The 16,706-nt window shown below is 50.5% G+C and carries 12 protein-coding genes; 9 read left to right on the top strand and 3 right to left on the bottom strand.

The window, feature by feature from the left end; all coding sequences use genetic code 11:
- Positions 1–59 precede the first annotated feature (59 nt).
- The 5 genes from rnr (at position 60) to G598_RS0111805 (ending at position 5,614) form a co-directional block, all read left to right on the top strand.
- A complete protein-coding gene (gene rnr / locus G598_RS0111825) occupies positions 60–2,771 on the top strand; it encodes a ribonuclease R (protein ID WP_026767133.1) in 2,712 nt (903 codons plus the stop codon).
- A 12-nt stretch (positions 2,772–2,783) separates the two neighbouring features.
- Entirely contained in the window at positions 2,784–3,257 is a 474-nt protein-coding gene (gene smpB, locus G598_RS0111820) for an SsrA-binding protein SmpB (protein WP_026767132.1), read from the top strand.
- A gap of 150 nt (positions 3,258–3,407) precedes the next feature.
- The gene (locus G598_RS0111815; protein WP_026767131.1) at positions 3,408–4,745 is read left to right on the top strand and encodes an amino acid permease; all 1,338 of its coding nucleotides are present in this window, start codon (positions 3,408–3,410) and stop codon (positions 4,743–4,745) included.
- Positions 4,746–4,985: 240 nt separating this feature from the next.
- A complete protein-coding gene (locus G598_RS0111810; protein WP_026767130.1) occupies positions 4,986–5,186 on the top strand; it encodes a hypothetical protein in 201 nt (66 codons plus the stop codon).
- Between the two features lie 182 nt (positions 5,187–5,368).
- Complete coding sequence (locus G598_RS0111805; RefSeq protein WP_026767129.1) at positions 5,369–5,614, top strand: hypothetical protein; 246 nt, start codon at positions 5,369–5,371, stop codon at positions 5,612–5,614.
- A 54-nt stretch (positions 5,615–5,668) separates the two neighbouring features.
- On the opposite strand, the gene G598_RS0111800 is transcribed toward G598_RS0111805, so the two are convergent.
- The gene (locus tag G598_RS0111800) at positions 5,669–7,669 is read right to left on the bottom strand and encodes a molybdopterin-dependent oxidoreductase (RefSeq protein WP_026767128.1); all 2,001 of its coding nucleotides are present in this window, start codon (positions 7,667–7,669) and stop codon (positions 5,669–5,671) included.
- A gap of 23 nt (positions 7,670–7,692) precedes the next feature.
- Positions 7,693–8,508: a 4Fe-4S binding protein gene (locus G598_RS0111795; RefSeq protein WP_026767127.1), complete on the bottom strand. Its 816-nt coding sequence runs from the start codon at positions 8,506–8,508 to the stop codon at positions 7,693–7,695.
- A gap of 123 nt (positions 8,509–8,631) precedes the next feature.
- On the opposite strand from G598_RS0111795, the gene G598_RS0111790 reads away from it, so the two are divergent.
- Complete coding sequence (locus G598_RS0111790) at positions 8,632–11,808, top strand: DEAD/DEAH box helicase (RefSeq protein ID WP_026767126.1); 3,177 nt, start codon at positions 8,632–8,634, stop codon at positions 11,806–11,808.
- A gap of 59 nt (positions 11,809–11,867) precedes the next feature.
- On the opposite strand, the gene G598_RS0111785 is transcribed toward G598_RS0111790, so the two are convergent.
- On the bottom strand, positions 11,868–12,827 hold the full coding sequence (locus G598_RS0111785; RefSeq protein ID WP_026767125.1) for a bile acid:sodium symporter family protein: 960 nt from the start codon (positions 12,825–12,827) through the stop codon (positions 11,868–11,870).
- Between the two features lie 172 nt (positions 12,828–12,999).
- Here G598_RS0111785 and G598_RS0111780 point away from each other — a divergent pair, with 172 nt between their 5' ends.
- The 3 genes from G598_RS0111780 to gnd all read left to right on the top strand — a co-directional run bounded on the left by G598_RS0111780 (position 13,000) and on the right by gnd (position 16,675).
- Positions 13,000–13,527, top strand: a complete 528-nt coding sequence (locus G598_RS0111780) for an ECF transporter S component (protein WP_026767124.1) — start codon at positions 13,000–13,002, stop codon at positions 13,525–13,527.
- A gap of 169 nt (positions 13,528–13,696) precedes the next feature.
- Positions 13,697–15,253: a gluconokinase gene (locus G598_RS0111775; protein WP_037364157.1), complete on the top strand. Its 1,557-nt coding sequence runs from the start codon at positions 13,697–13,699 to the stop codon at positions 15,251–15,253.
- 12 nt (positions 15,254–15,265) lie between these two features.
- Positions 15,266–16,675, top strand: a complete 1,410-nt coding sequence (gene gnd / locus G598_RS0111770) for a decarboxylating NADP(+)-dependent phosphogluconate dehydrogenase (RefSeq protein ID WP_026767122.1) — start codon at positions 15,266–15,268, stop codon at positions 16,673–16,675.
- Positions 16,676–16,706 lie beyond the last annotated feature (31 nt).

Raw genomic sequence — 16,706 nt, 5'->3', positions numbered from 1 at the left:
TCCATGGGTGCCAAGGAAACGGACAACTGTGGGAGAATCGAAATTTGTAAGGAGAACAAATGGACTTAAAAGAAAGAATCCTCGCTTATATGCGGGAAAGTGCCTATAAACCTTTAACCGAAGAGGATTTAGGCGAAGCGATGGGGCTGACGGATGAGGAGTTAGTGGATTTCCCCGTGGCGCTCGAAGAACTGGAAAGAGAAGGCGCCATTATCAAGAACCGCAGTGACCTGTATGGTGTGCCGAGCCGGATGCATCTGGTGGTGGGGCGCATCTCCATGACGGCCAAGGGCTTTGGCTTCATTATTCCCGATGTGCGGGAAACGGAAGAGGAAACGGATGTATTTGTGCCCGCCAATGCTGTGGGCTCTGCCATGCATGATGACCGCGTGGTGGCCCGTGTCATGCCGGCACAGGAGGAAGGTCGTTCCCGCGAAGGGGAAATCATCCGCATTTTGGAACGTGCCAATGAAAAGATTGTGGGCACTTTCGAGCGCAGCAAGAACTTTGGTTTTGTTACGCCGGATAACGTGAAACTCACGCAGGATATCTTTGTGGCGAAAAAGTTTTTCAAGGGTGCCAAGACGGGCAGCAAGGTGGTCGTAAAAATCACCAAGTGGCCGAATGGCCGCCGCAGCGCGGAAGGAGAGGTCATTGAGGTGCTGGGCAAGGTGGGCGACCCCGGTGTGGATGTGCTCTCCGTTATGCGCCAGTATGATTTGTCAGAGACCTTCCCCGAAGATGTGCAGGCAGAAGCCACGGCTACGGAAACGGAACCGAATCCGGCCGAATACGCAGGACGCCGCGACAGGCGTGATTTGCAGATTGTGACCGTTGACGGTGAGGATTCCAAGGATTTGGACGATGGCGTCTATGCCCGCAGGAATCCCGATGGTTCCTTCTTCCTGGGCGTGTATATCGCCGATGTGAGCCATTATGTCCGGGAGCATGCGCCGCTTGACCGGGAAGCCTACGCCCGCGGGACGAGTGTGTATCTTGTTGACCGCGTTATTCCCATGCTGCCCAAGGAGCTTTCCAATGGCATCTGCAGTCTGAACGCCGGCGTTGACCGCTTGTCCATGGCCTGTGAAATGCAGATTTCCGCAGATGGCGAGGTAACAAGCTATGAGATTATCCCGACGGTTATTCATGTTTACCGCCGCCTGACCTATAATATTGTCAACAAGGTGCTCGTGGATAAGGCCGAGCCGTTCCTGTCGGACAATGAGGATATCCTGCCCATGCTGGAAACGCTGGCCGAATTGCGCCATGCCTTAAAGGCCAAGCGTCATCGCCGCGGCTCGATTGATTTTGACCTGCCGGAGGTCAAGGTGAAATTGGACGAAAAGGGGCATCCGGTGGCGCTGATTAAGCGCGAAGGCAGTCTGGCCGAATCCATTATTGAAGAATGTATGCTGATTGCCAATGAGACTGTGGCCCGCCATATGGACACGAAGAATCTGCCCTTTATGTACCGTGTTCACGAGCAGCCGAGTGAAGAAAAAATCGAGCGGCTCAACAATCTGCTGGCGGCTTTTGGACTGTTCGTCAAGCAGGACGAGCAGGGGCATATCCAGCCCATGGACGTGCAAAAGGTACTGGAAAAGGTCGAAGGCCGTCCGGAAGAACGGATTATCAGTACAGTATCCCTGCGTTCCATGCAGCAGGCCCGTTACAGCGAGCTGAGCCTGGGGCACTTCGGCCTGGCTGCCCGCTACTATACGCACTTTACCTCACCGATTCGCCGCTATCCGGATTTGATTGTGCACCGGTTGCTCAGGGAGACTTTTGCTACGGGCAGTCTGCCTGTAGAGCGTCAGGCCAAGCTCAAGATGGTTCTGCCGGAGATTGCCGACCATACTTCTCAGCGGGAGCGCGTGGCCATCGAGGCGGAACGAGAAACCACGGACATGAAGAAAATCGAGTACATGGCGCAGTTCGTGGGTGAGGAATTCACCGGCGTTATCAGCGGTGTGACCGCCTTTGGCATCTTTGTGGAGCTCGATAACGGCGTGGAAGGTCTGGTTCATGTTTCCACCATGACCAATGACTATTATGAATATGTGGAAGAACAATATGCGATGATTGGCGAACGCACCCGCACGCGGTACCGTTTGGGTGACGAGGTTGAAGTAATCCTTGCGCGCGCCAATGTGGAGGAACGGAATTTGGATTTTGTGTTAAAAGACAACGGCCAGTATGTGCCGGAGCGCCCTGCACAGAAGGGCCAGAACAGCAATAAGGGCAAAGGGGAAAGAAAGCCCAAGGCTCCGCGCCCCAAGAAAAAGCCGCTGCTGGAAGAGGACTTGATTGCGGAACCCATGTTGACGGAAGAAGAAATCAAGCAGAAAGAGCATAAACCGCGAAAGCATAATGGGCATAAAAAGCGCGGTGCTTCCGGGGAAAAATTGCCCCATACGGATAAGCGCGAGGGCGAAGTCCGTAAGCCTAAGGCTGACCGCAGCCGCCGTCAGGGCAAGGCAGAGCGCGCCGATAAGGAAAGCCGCATGGGCACAGGTTCTTTCCGTGGCGAAAGCCGCCGCAATCGCGAAGAACGCCGCAGCGACAAAGAGGTGGGCTACCATCGCGTTTATGTGACGGGGCTCAACAGCGCCGTCTGGCCGGATCCTCCCGGATACCATGAAAAGAAGGAACGGGAGATGGCAGCAGCGGCAGCTAAAGCCGAAAAGGAAAAGTCCAAGAAATCCCGCGGCTCGCGCCGTCCTCGTCCGCATCGCAAGACCGAAGGCGGTACGGCTAACAGCAAATAATGAGGTGATGAGATGGGCAAGAAAAATATCGGCATGAAGGTGGTCTGCGAAAACCGCAAGGCGCGCCACGATTACTTCATACACGAAACCTTTGAGACGGGGCTTGCCCTCGTGGGGACAGAGGTAAAATCCCTGCGTGCAGGCAAGGCCAACCTCAAGGACAGCTATGCCATGATTAAGGATGGGGAGATTTTCGTGGAAAATATGCACGTTTCTCCTTATGACCAGGGCAATATCTTCAACCATGACCCGCTGCGGGCCAGAAAACTCCTGATGCACAAGAGTGAGATTGTCAAGCTCTTTGCCAAGACTCGCGAAAAAGGGTTCACACTGGTGCCGCTGAAAATCTACTTCAAAAACGGCAAGGCCAAGCTGGAACTGGCATTGGCCTCCGGTAAGCACAACTACGACAAGCGGCAGGATTTACATGAAAAGGCCGCCAAGCGGGAAGTGGAACGCGCGCTCAAAGATAGACAGCGCTACTGATTTGTAATATTGTAAAGTACCTGCCTTTAATGTTATAACGACATGTTAACATGTCGTTGAAACGCTGCAAGGAAGATTTTGCCGATGGCAAAATTTGAACAATTGCGTTATAATAGGCAGGTACTTTTAATTTTGAAGGGGAATAATTTTATGAATGAGAATGGTAACTTAAAGCGGGGGCTCAAGAACCGCCACCTGCAGATGATTGCCCTGGGCGGTGCCATTGGCACGGGCCTGTTCTACGGTTCGGCCTCGACCATTGCGCTGGCAGGGCCGGCGGTGATGCTGGCCTATCTGATTGGCGGCATCATGATTTTTTTCATCATGCGCATGTTGGGGGAAATGGCAGTAGATGAACCGGTGTCCGGCTCGTTCAGCCATTATGCGACGAAATATTGGGGCAAGTTTCCCGGCTTTATGTCCGGTTGGAATTATTGGTTTAATTATGTGCTGGTATCCATGGCCGAGCTTACGGCGGTGGGCATTTATATGCAGTTTTGGTTCCCGGACTTGCCGCAGTGGATTGCGGCGCTCATCTGTCTGGTGGCCATTACGGCGTTGAATCTGATTAATGTACGGTTGTATGGGGAAACCGAATTTTGGATGGCGCTGATTAAGATTACCGCCATCGTGTTGATGATTGTGCTGGGCGTATATATCTTGCTCGGCAGTCCGCAGCCCTTCCCCGACAACCTCAGCAATCTTTGGTCCTATGGCGGCTTTTTGCCCAATGGTGTATGGGGATTGGCGCTGGCTATTGCGGTGGTCATGTTCTCCTTTGGCGGCATTGAGCTTATCGGTATCACCGCCGGTGAAGCGGAGAACCCCGACAAGACCATTCCGACGGCCATCAATCAGGTTATCTGGCGTATTCTCATCTTCTATGTGGGCACGATGGCGGTTCTTATGGCACTTTGGCCCTGGAAGGAAGTCGGCATGGAGGCCAGCCCCTTTGTGCAGATTTTCATGAGCGTGGGCATTCCGGCGGCAGCGCATATCCTCAATTTTGTAGTGCTGACGGCGGCAGTGTCGGTTTATAACTCCGCTATCTACAGCAATAGCCGTATGCTCTATGGTCTGGCGGCTAAGAATGAGGCGCCAAAGTTCTTAGGCGAGCTTTCAAGCCGCGGCGTGCCGGTGCGGGGGATTTTCGTTTCCTCGGGCATAACGCTTATCTGCGTGGCGTTGAATTACTTTTTCCCAGGACAGATTTTTATGCTGCTGATGTCCATTGCCACGATAGCGGCGACCATAAGCTGGCTTACGATTGTCATCACCCATCTGAAATTCCGGGCATATTGCAAGGCACACGGAAAGGACACAAAGTTCAAGTCGCCGCTCTATCCCTTCATCAACTATCTGTGCATTGCCTTCCTGCTTAGCATTTGGGGCTTAATGACCCAAATTGAAGGTATGGACTTAGCCGTTTATATCCTGCCGGCATGGCTTCTGTGCTTATGGCTCGGTTTTAAGTATCAGAACAATTAACCACAACGTTACCGAAAAGACCTAGATGCCTTTTTCATAGCTGACTCGTCAAGTGACGGGTCAGTTTTTTATTGGGGGTACCCGCCTTTTGCAAAAAAAAATTACAATCAAGCAGGGATATCCACGGGGGGGAGAATAGTATATCTAGGGAGTGTACATATACACAGATAAGGTCAACAGTCAGCCTGACCGTTAGGATATAGATGGTGTGCATTCATAAAATAATGGGGAGAGATTAGTATGCAAAACCATGGGAATAAAGAACTACATTCCGTTCTCTTGCAATCCTTAGCTGCCTTGAGGGAATACGATAAAGTTGCGCATTGGGACGAGGATATGCAGGATGAAGTCCGGGCTTTGCTCATGAAAATGACAAAAACCATTGAGAAGGAACGTCTCTTTTACGCTATGAATCGTGATATAAAACTGACGGATGATTAAAACAGCCTTTCGCTAAATATCTGTGGCTATATTTTACCCTTATAAATATCAGTTACAGATATTATTCTGTTACGATTTAGGAGATGCACCCGCTATGTATTTCCTTTCTGGTGACAGGCGTACAGGCAGCTCCTACCGCTTAATGTGGTAGGAGTTTTTATTTCATCTACGGAGGTTCGATCATGCTTGATGAAAATGATATTACCACCAGTCACATGGTTATCCTAAACTGTATCCGCCAGCTGAGTCAGTATGACATGCTGGACATTTGGGATGAGGATACGCGAAAAATGATTTCCGGTCTAGTAGATGACCTTCACCATCATGCCGAACTGGAAGCCAATTATTATAAGAAATTAATCGGCAGGGCTGTACAGCCCACAAAAGAAAAAATATTCCCGTGTGAAGCCGAAGACGATCAGACGTAAAGTCATTACCTGCCACGGGACGGATGAGTTCTCACAGAGCCTTTTTCGGGAAACTCATTTAGCCCGAATATTGACGAATACATCATAAAAGGCTGTTCCTGGCGCCCCATTCACCAGCTCGCCCAAATCCGTGGATAGTCCCTTATACAGGCGATTGAGCCCACCGTTAACGCTGGCGCCCTGCATGCTCAAAATGATATCCGGGGCTAAATCCTCGCGGAAGTGAACCGTTACCGTGATACTGCCCTCATCATTCCAGAGGATGGCCGGATGTTTATCCTGCAGGTTGACTTTTTCTCCTGCCGATGGATGGAGGTAAACCTGCGGATATTCCGGCAGATTCTTGAGCAGGGGATGGCTTTGGCTATTGATATGTTCCTGTGCATGTGGAGTGAGCAGGTGGAAGGGATATTCCTTGGTTGGCTGCAGCTGGTAAAATTTTTCCGGCAGTGTACAGCAGTGGAATTTGCCGTCAGCCGTGGCAAATTTTCCCTCCTGCCAGGGGGGCGTGGGTGGGCGGTAGCGGGCAGGGCCTTGGTAAAGGTCCTGCCATTTTTTTATCTGCAGCTTTTCGCAAATATCCGGCGTAAATTCTGCACTCAAAAATTCTTCATCACTCAGATGCGCCGGGAAAGTGCTGGTGCCGGGAGCTAATTCATTCAACCGTCTGGTCAGCAGGCGTGCGATGTCGATATCGCTTTTGGCCTCGCCGCGCGGAGGAATGGCCGGTTCGTTGATGCCTAAATGCTGGACAAAATAACCGCCGGCGACATCTAAATGTTCAAATTCTGTGGTAACGGGCAGCAGAATATCGGCCATTCTGGCTGAATGGGTCATAAATTTATCGGCGACGACCACGAATTCCAACTGTGACCAAAGCTTGTTCAACTCGGTCAGGTTTGCGTCCTGCCGCAGCACATTGCGTCCAGCTATCCAGAGGAATTTTATGGGCGGGTCTTGCAATGTTTTTAGGCTATGGGCAAAGTTATTGATATCGATAAAACGGGTATCGGAGCGCTCCAGCATGAACTTAAAGTCGATGTTTTCCACAAGTCCCATATCGGCATAGTTTACGCCGCCGCCGGCTATGCCGATATTGCCTGTGAGCATGGACAGGGCGTCGATAAGGCGGACGGCGATCCCGCTCTCTACATGGCGCTGCAGGCCATAGCCGCACCAGATATGGGCGGGATGATTTTGTGCCAGCAACTCCGTCAGAACATCGATGGCATCTGCGGAAAGTCCGGTGGCTTTGCGCAGTTTTGCAGTCGGGGCTTTTAGGGTTGCGGCAATGAGTTCATCAGCACCGGTGACCTGCTGCGGATTATAGGAAAGCTGCTTGTTTTGTGCGAGTTTTTGCAGCAGCAGGGTCGCTAATGCGGAATCGCTGCCGGGGCGCAGTTCAAAATAATAATCGGCCTTGCGGGCGGTTTCCGTGAACACGGGGTCGATTACCACAACTTTTGCCCCGCGCTCCTGCGCCGCATAAATCACGGGCATGGTATGGATGGAGGTCCAGGCAGGATTGGCACCCCAGAGAATAATCAGGCGCGATTCCCGCAGCTGGCGGATATCGCAGGTAATATTGGCACCGAAATCCAGATTTTGCGCATCAATGCCTGAGGAAAAACAGGGGCTGCCGATGGTCTGCGTGGTCGCACCCAAGCCGTTGAACATTCCTTCTACCGCATAGTGCAGCAGGCCGAAATTCCCCGAATATTTATTGAGGCACAGGGGCAGCGTGGAGTTATAGCGTTCTTTGAGGGAGAGTATTTTCCGGGCAATGGTATCAATGGCTTCCTCCCAGGTAATCTTCTGCCAGTTGCCGGAACCGCGGCCGTGCTGTTTTTGTGGGTAGAGAATCCGTCTCGGGTTGTAAACCGTGGCCAGAATATCCTCACGCTTGCTGCAAAGACGCGCAGAAGAACCGGCGCTTGTATCGCCGGTGATGTATTCGATTTTGCCGCCACGGGTATAGGCGAGAATAGGACAGGCATCATAACAGTTGCGGGGGCAAATATGGCGGGTTACCTGATAGTTGCCATGGAAAAACATGAAGGACTCCTTTCGAAGGTGATTTATTCGTTGTGCTGCAAGATTAGGGCAGATTGCGGACAGTTGTTGACACAAAGACCGCAGGCTGTGCATTTTAAGGGATTAAAATCAAGCGCAGGTTTATTGGCTTCCTGGCGGATGGTTAGCGCTTTTTCCGGGCAGAGCATATGGCAAAGACCGCAGACGGTGCAGTTTTTTGCAAGTGAGAGATGAGGAAAAAGTCCGTTTGGGGTGGTATTTTGCTTGGTTAGCCAGATTACCGGGTCAAAGGCATATTGCCGGTTCGTCTGTGCTGCGGCGATTTCAACAGCCGTTTCGGAAGCTGCATGGAACAGGGTTCGGAAAAAAGAACGGCGGGCGACTGGCTGGGGCGCAGGGGCAGATTCCTTGACATGAACCAGCTTTATCGGTGCTTTGTTTGCTTCTTGCAGCGCAGTATTGCAGGCTTCGATTTCACCGTCAAGCCAGCTGGCTACAGCAGGATTGCAAGTATGGCAGCGGCTGGTGTCGATGGCAAGTGCCTGTTTTTCCGCCAGTGCCCATAGCAGGCGGCGGTTTAAGGCACCTAAACAAGGCATGGCTTGCGGAGACGCTTTTTTGCACATCAAGACTGGCGGCGAAAGGTTTTTTACAGCCGTGAGCATGGTATCATAATCGGTATCGCTTTGGATGGCTCCCGTGGAACAGACAGCGGTGCACAGACCACAGTTATCACACTTTTCGGAATCAATTTTGTGGTTGCAGATGGCCTGCTGCGGACAGATTTCCTGACAGCGGTTGCAGGTGATGTTGGTATATTGAAAAAGACAGCGGTTAATGTCGATATTACGCAAGGCCATGGAACTTCACCTCTAAAACGGATTTTCTTCATTATACCGCTAGTGAAGAGGATTTGACAAATAAAAGGGCGTATAATTAACAGTGAAATATGCGTAGGATATAGGGGAGAAGGCGGGGATGTTATGCTGAAAGATGGTTTGTATGAAAAAGTAGTTAGTGATTCATTGTCAAATGAGCTGGCTGCTTTACCTCATAAGTATAAAGAACTGGCCGCTATTGATAAGGCTGAGGCAGCTAAGATTTTGGCGCAGTATGTAGCAGCTGTGGTCGAGCGAGGCTTAAAGTCGGTGCGGGATAATAGTGAAGATATTGCGAGCCAGGTATCTCTAGTGAATGAAATTATCACTACGGTTCAGGAGAAAACGCAGGAACAGGATTTTTCTGCTATGAAGGTAGATGAGACAGGACAGCAACTGTTGGCATTGTATGATCGGCAGGATAGCATTTTGGCTTTGGGGGCTAAAGGAAAGGATAAAGTTGACCGTCCGGAGACCTCGCTGGCGCAATCCAGTCTGTTTACCGGGGCTGTTCATGAGCCGCAGATGTATACGGAGTTAAAAAAGGAAATTGCCAGTTGTAATCGTATTGATATGTTGGTGTCTTTTATTAAGTGGAGTGGCTTGCGGCTGCTGATGGAGGAGCTGCAACATTTCACCCAAAATGGTGGCAATTTGCGGATTATTACCACTTCCTATATGGGGGCTACAGATGTTAAGGCAATCAAAGAGCTCAGCAAATTGTTAAATACAGAAATCAAAGTAAGTTATGATACCCAGCGTACGCGGTTGCATGCCAAGGCGTATGTGTTTTATCGGGATACGGGGTATACGACGGCTTATATCGGTTCATCTAATCTTTCGCAGGCGGCCATGTCCAGCGGTTTGGAGTGGAATGTAAAAATCACGGCGCAGGATCAGCCGGAAACTTTGGCTAAAATTGCGGCTACGTTTGCCAGCTATTGGGAAAGCCGGGAGTTTGAAACCTATACAGCAGCTGAGGAATTGCGATTGTATAGGGCCTTGCGTGATGAGAAATATTTTAAAGATGGTAACACCACGCGCTATACATTGGATGTGCGGCCCTATTCTTATCAGCAGGAAATACTGGATAAACTTGCGGCGGAGCGGGCTGTGCGGGGACTATATCGCAATCTCTTAGTGGCTGCCACTGGTACAGGCAAGACGGTTATTGCCGCCTTTGATTATGCCCGCTTTTGCAGGGAGAATCCTGGGAAGTCGAATCGGTTGCTCTTTGTGGCACATCGGCAGGAGATTTTGAAGCAAAGCCGTTCAACCTTTCAGGCGGTGCTGAAGGATAATAATTTTGGTGAACTTTTTGTGGGGCAATATACGCCACATGGTATTGACCAGCTTTTTATCTCTATCCAAACCTTTAATTCGCAGGATTTTACCACGAAGACCAGCCCTGACTTTTACGATTTTATCGTGGTGGATGAAATTCATCATGGACCGGCTGACAGTTACCAAAAGCTGCTGAATTATTACCAGCCCCAGGTTTTGTTAGGGCTTACAGCCACGCCGGAACGACTGGATGGAAAAAGTGTCCTGCCTTACTTCGGGGATAGGATTGCAGCGGAAATCCGGTTGCCGGAGGCCATCGAGCGGAAGCTCTTGTGTCCCTTCCAGTATTTTGGTGTTACCGATAATGTGGATTTGACGGATGTAAAATGGACGGCAGGTGGTTACGACAAGCAGGCACTTAGCAATGTGTACAGCCTCAGCGGCAAGGTCGCAGAACGGCGGGCGGATTTAATCGTCAACTCGTTGCAGCGCTATGTAACGGATGTAGTGGCGGTGAAGGGGCTGGGCTTTTGTGTCAGCGTCGAACATGCCAGATTTATGAGTGACTATTTCAATCAGATGGGGATTCCCTCCTTGTGCCTTACGGGGCAATCTCCCCAGGCTGATAGGGATAGCGCACGAAAGCGGTTGGCGCAAGGGAAGCTGAACTTTATCTTTGCCGTGGATATCTATAATGAAGGGGTAGATATTCCGGAGATCAATACGGTACTCTTTCTGCGCCCGACGGAATCCCTGACCATCTTTTTGCAGCAGTTGGGGCGTGGATTGCGTCTTTCGCCGGAAAAGGAATGTTTGACCGTACTGGATTTTATCGGGCAGGCCAACAAAAAATACAGTTTTACGCACAAGTTTGCGGCGCTTTTAGGCAATACTTCTCATAGTGTGCAGCAGGAAGTGGAAAACGGCTTCGTTTCTGCACCTAAAGGCTGCTATATTCAGTTGGAAAAACAAGCGGCTAAGTATATTCTGGATAACATCAAAGGGGCTTATGATACCCTGCGGGGGCTGGCTGGACATATTGCCAGCTTTGCCGATGATAGTGGGCTGACCTTGACGCTGGCAAATTTTTTGCACTACCATCACATGGATCCGCGCCAGCTTTACCGGCAAAAGAGTTGGCAAAGTTTCACCCGCATGTGTGTGCGGGCGGGCGTACAGGTCGATTTTGAGCCGGAACCATTGGAAGAGCAGGTAAATCTGAGTATCGTCTTTCAGAAACTCGCTGTGGCAGATTCCCAGCGGTGGATAAAATTTTTGCTGAACTTGTTGCCTCGCTTGGCGGAGACGGATTTTGACCGTCTTTCCTTGTTAGACGCGCGGATGTTGCAGATGTTTTACGTAACGGTATGGGGCGAATATGCAAGTGATTGGCAGGATGGGAAAGTGCAGGATAATCTCGCAGTACTGGCAGCTAGTCCTCATATTTTGGCTGAAATGCAGGAGCTTTTGCGCTATCAGTTGGATAGCATTGACTTTATTGATGAACCGGTGGATATTGGTTTTGACTGCCCATTGGATTTGCATTGCACTTATACTCGTGACCAGATATTGGTAGCGATGGATTTTGACAAGCCAAACACTGTGCGGGAAGGAGTTAAGTGGTTGGAAGATAAGCAAACGGATTTGTTCTTTGTAACCTTGAACAAGGCGGACAAAGAATATTCGCCCACGACCATGTATGATGATTACTCATTAAATGAATGGCTGTTTCATTGGCAGAGCCAGAGCGTAACGACGGTGGAATCGCCTACGGGGCAGAGGTATATTCATCATCAGGAACAGGGAAGTACCATCCTTTTGTTCGTGCGGGAGTTCAAGAAGGACAATCTGACTGGCGGCGCCGCGGCCTATACCTATTTGGGGCGGGCGAATTACGTAAGCCATGAAGGCGAAAAGCCCATCAATATCGTGTGGAAACTGGAGCAGCCCATTCCAGCAAAATTCCTGAAAAAGACCAATAAACTCGCGGTGGGCTGATATATTTTGGTGATAAAAAAGCTGTTGCACATTTTTGCGCAACAGCTTTTCCTGTTCGATTATTTTGCGGTCTGCACTTCCGGCAGTTCTTCATTGTTTATTTTGTTGGACAGATAATTGGCGGCAAGTGAGCCGGAGATGTTGTGCCAAACACTGAAGATAGCGCCGGGGATGGCAGCGGCAGGACCGAAGTGGAGCATGGCCAGGCTGGTTGCCAGGCCAGAGTTCTGCATGCCGACTTCAATGGAGATGGCCTTGGCTTTGGCAATGTCCATATGAAGCGCCTTGGCCAGCAGGAAGCCGGTGCCGTAGCCCAAAAGATTATGGCACATAACCACCGCCATAATCAAGAGACCTGTTTCCATGATTTTCTGAGAGCTTACGGCAACTACGCCGCCGACAATCAGCACAATGGCGATAACGGAAACGAGTGGCAGGACTTTGACGACTTTCTGTACCTGAGCCTCAAAGAAGGAATTGATGATAAGTCCTGCGACAATGGGCAGAATGACCACCTGTACAATGGACATCATCATGGCCGCCAGGGAGATTTCCACCCAGGCACCAGCCAGCCACCAGGTCAGGAGCGGGGTAACAATCGGAGCCAGTACGGTGGTGGTCATAGTCATGGATACCGATAGCGCCACATCCCCGCGGGCCAGGTACGTCATGACATTAGAGGAGGTGCCTCCGGGGCAGGTGCCGACGAGGATTACACCAGCGGCCAGCTCAGGTGGCAGGCCGAAAGCTGTGGCTAGAAAATAAGCCAGCAGAGGCATAATGGTGAACTGGGCTAGCGCGCCGATGAATACATCCCGGGGGCGTTGGAACACCAGCTTGAAATCCGCAAGTTTTAAGGTCATGCCCATGCCGAACATGACAATGCCCAGCAGCATGGTGATGTTCGGGGCTGCCCATTTGAAGCTCATGGGTTCAATCAGGGCAATGGCCGCGATGGCGATAACCAGTACCGCCATGTACTTGGAGATAAGAGCACTTAGTTTTTCCAGATAATACATAAGACCAAATCCTTTCCTTTATGATGTTTACAATGTTACAAGTGGATATAAGAAAAGTCAAGGATAAAAATGGATAATTGTTTCTATATAACGGAAAAATATTACACCTAGTATTGAACTGGGTGAGGAAAAGTGCTACAATGTGTCCATATTGAGCAAAAGGAGGAGTTTTATGCATACTTTGAATGTAGAAAAAAGCCGCTGGACGGCGCGAGAGATTAGTCTTACGGCGGCCATGACGGCTGTGGTGTTCTTATTGACGTTTGTGCCCAAGATTCCCATCCCTTTGGGCTATGCCCATTTGGGCGATGCGGCCATCTTTGTGATGGTCTGTCTGGCAGGGCGGCGGGAAGCCTTGGTGGCCGCCTGTGCCGGTTCCATGCTGGCGGATTTTATGGGAGGATTTCCCCTGTGGATAGGGCCGACCCTCATCATCAAATGGGCCATGGCTGAAACCTTCCTGCATGTATCTGACATGTCAAATGAGGATTTTATAAAATCTCCCCGCACGCTGTTGGCGCTCGTGCTGGCCTGCCTGGTGATGGCGGCCGGGTATACGGCCTTCGGGGCGGTGCTCTATGACAGTCTGGCCGCAGGACTCGCTTCAGCCCCGGGGCTTTTGGCTGAAGGTGCCGTGAATATTCTGGCCTTCTATGGTGCTATCAAGCCGTTGGAAAAACTGTTTCAAAGCCGTTTGTAATTGTATAAGTCATGAAAGACTGCTAACAAAGCAGTCTTTTTTACATCTTACAATGATATAAAAATAACAAAAATAATATATGATATTGTTTTTATCCTTGCAAATAACAGGAGGGCATGTTATAATGACTTTGTGAATGAAAGATATATAACATTTTATATAAGGAGTGATGATAGTGAATATTCAATATCGTCAGGAATCCGTTTGGATTGGCATTGATGTGGGAACCACCGGGGTTCGTGCTATTGCCTATGATATTACCGGCAGAAAGGTAGCGGCAGCAGAAGCCTTTTATCCGTTGCTTACGCCGCACCCGAATTGGGCTGAGGAAAATCCGGCGCAGATTTTTTCAGCAGTGCAGGAGGTAGTTGGCAAGGCCGCAGCTGACTTGAGATACAAGAGCCGTCAGCTGGCAGGTATTTCGTTGAGTACGGTCATGCATAGTTTTGCTGGCTTGGACGCGAACTATCAGCCGCTGATGGATATGCAGACCTGGGCAGACAGCCGCAGTGCGGAAATCGTGCGGGAGATGAAAAAAGACGAAGCGTTGTGCTGCCGTTTTTATGAAAAAACCGGCTGTCCAATCCATGCCTCCTATCCGCTTGCTAAAGTACTCTGGCTGCGCAAGAATCATCCGGATTTGTTTCATCAGATGCGTTATGTGGGTTCGTTGAAGGATTATCTCTTCTATGGGCTGACAGGCAAATGGCTCATTGATCACTCGGCGGCCAGTACCAGTGGCTTATACAACGAAGTGAAGATGGATTGGGATGATGAAATACTTGACTATGCGGGCCTAAAAAAGGCGCAGCTTCCGCCAGTGGTTTCCACGATACATATGGAGAAATTGCAGGACGATGCAGCTCAAGCTATGGGGCTGCCTGCAGGCCTGCCAGTGGTTATTGGTGCAACAGACGGCGTGCTGGTCAATGTGGGCATTGGGGCCGTACAGCCGGGGCAGCTCAGTGCAACAATCGGCACTAGTGGTGCTCTGCGAATGCTGACGGAAAAACCGCTGACGGATAAGAAGATGCGGACATGGTGCTATAATCTCGTGGACGATATGTGGGTAGCCGGTGGTGCTATCAATAATGGTGGCATGATTCTGCGTTGGGTGCGGGATAAGGTTTGCCACTATACGCCGCATCATCTGGAAAATCTCGATGTAGATGGTTATGATCTCATGACTATGAAGGCAGCTCATGTAGCGGCTGGAGCGGAAGGCCTCATTATGCTGCCGAGCTTTACCGGAGAACGCGCGCCTTATTGGAATTCGGAGCTTCGAGGGATGTTTTTTGGACTGTCTCTGAATCACAGCCGTTCCCATATGATTCGTGCCTGTATGGAGGGCATTGCTTATAGCATGAACGCGGTAATGCTGGCCTTGCGGGATTTTGGGGAAATCAAGGATATCCGGGTTAGCGGCAGTTTCACTAAGTCAGAACTTTGGCTGCAGATTCTGGCTAATGTTCTCAATGAGGAACTGATTTTACCCGATAACAGCGAAGGCGCAGCTTTTGGGGCGGCGGTGCTGGGCTTTATTGCCAGTCGTGAACTGGCAGGTATCGGTGCGACTAAAGAATTGGTTAAACCCAAGCGTATTATCCGTCCAGATGAGGACGACGTAAAAGTTTATCAGGAACTTTATCGGATTTATGACCAGTTGTATTGGAAATTGCAGCCAGAACTTGCGGCTATCGCAGCGTTCCAACAGGCGCAGGCATAAGGAGGAAGGATAATGGAGAAGAAAATGGATATCGGCATGGTGGGGATGGCCGTGATGGGCAGTAACCTGGCCCTCAACATGGCTGACCATGGTTTTGATGTAGCTTGTTACAATTACACGCCGGATTTGACAGAAAAAGTGTTGCGAGAGCATCCACATAAGCATATGCATGGTTTTTTCAATCTGCAGGAGTTTGTGGATTCACTGCAGAAACCTCGCCGCATTATGCTGTTGATTATGGCAGGGGAACCGGTGGATTCCATGATTGAGCAGCTCACGCCGCTTTTGGAGCCGGGGGATATTATTCTCGATGGAGGTAATTCTTACTTTGGGGATACTCGGCGGCGGCAGACAAAGCTCCAACAGGCCGGTATCCATTATTTTGGGGTGGGAATTTCCGGCGGGGAAAATGGCGCCCGCAGAGGCCCATGTATCATGCCTGGGGGAGATAAGGAAGCTTATGAATTTGTACGGCCGGTCTATGAGGCTGTAGCGGCTAAGGCAGATGGTCAGCCCTGCTGCAGTTATATCGGCCCGGATGGCGCTGGGCATTATGTGAAGATGGTGCATAACGGCATTGAATATGCAGATATGCAGTTGATTGCCGAAGCTTATCTGCTATTGAAATATGCTGGGGGCTATAGCAACAGGCAAATTGCCGAAATCGTTCATCAGTGGAATCAGGGAGAACTCAGGAGTTTCCTGATTGGCATTACGGCAGATATCTTCGCTGAAGATGACGAGGCAGGCGGGCAGCTGCTGGATAAGATTGTGGACAGCGCCGGACAGAAGGGCACGGGGCGCTGGACCAGTATTGAGGCCTTGCGGCAGGGCGTGAATACTTCCCTGATTACGGCGGCCTGCAATGCCCGGGTGATGTCGAATCTGCTGTCAGAAAGACAGGCGTTGAGAAGAATCATTCAGCCTGCCTGCGCGGAGGCAAAGGCAGATGCTGGTTTTGTGGAAATGGTGCGGCAGAGTCTGTACCTGGGCAAGATTGCTGCTTATGCGCAAGGTTTTGCGCTTTACCGTTCCGCAGATGTGCATTATGGCTGGCAACTGGATCTGGGGCAGATTGCCGCAATTTTCCGGGCAGGCTGCATCATTCAGGCAGACTTCCTGAATCGGATTACCGCAGCCTTTACCGCGACTCCGCAGCTGGATAATCTGTTGCAGGATGCGTTCTTCGCAGGCAAGGTTAATGAAAACCTCGCGGCTCTGCGCCGGACGGTGGCCAGTGCTGTGCAGCTGGGGATTCCGGTGCCGGCACTGGCTTGTGCGGTGGAATATATTGATGCCCTGCGTGGTACGCCGTTAGGGGCTAATCTGATTCAGGCACAGCGGGATTATTTTGGAGCACACACCTTTAAGCGTATCGATAAAGAAGGCTCGTTCCACCATGAATGGCAGAAAAATTTCTAAAATTCGCATTTACCTTTGACAAGGGAGGTCT

This window comes from Selenomonas ruminantium subsp. ruminantium ATCC 12561, from assembly GCF_000424065.1.
Classification (GTDB): Bacteria; Bacillota; Negativicutes; order Selenomonadales; family Selenomonadaceae; genus Selenomonas_A; species Selenomonas_A ruminantium.
Note: the sequence above shows the minus strand (reverse complement) of the source record. Positions and strands in the feature narration are given on the sequence as shown.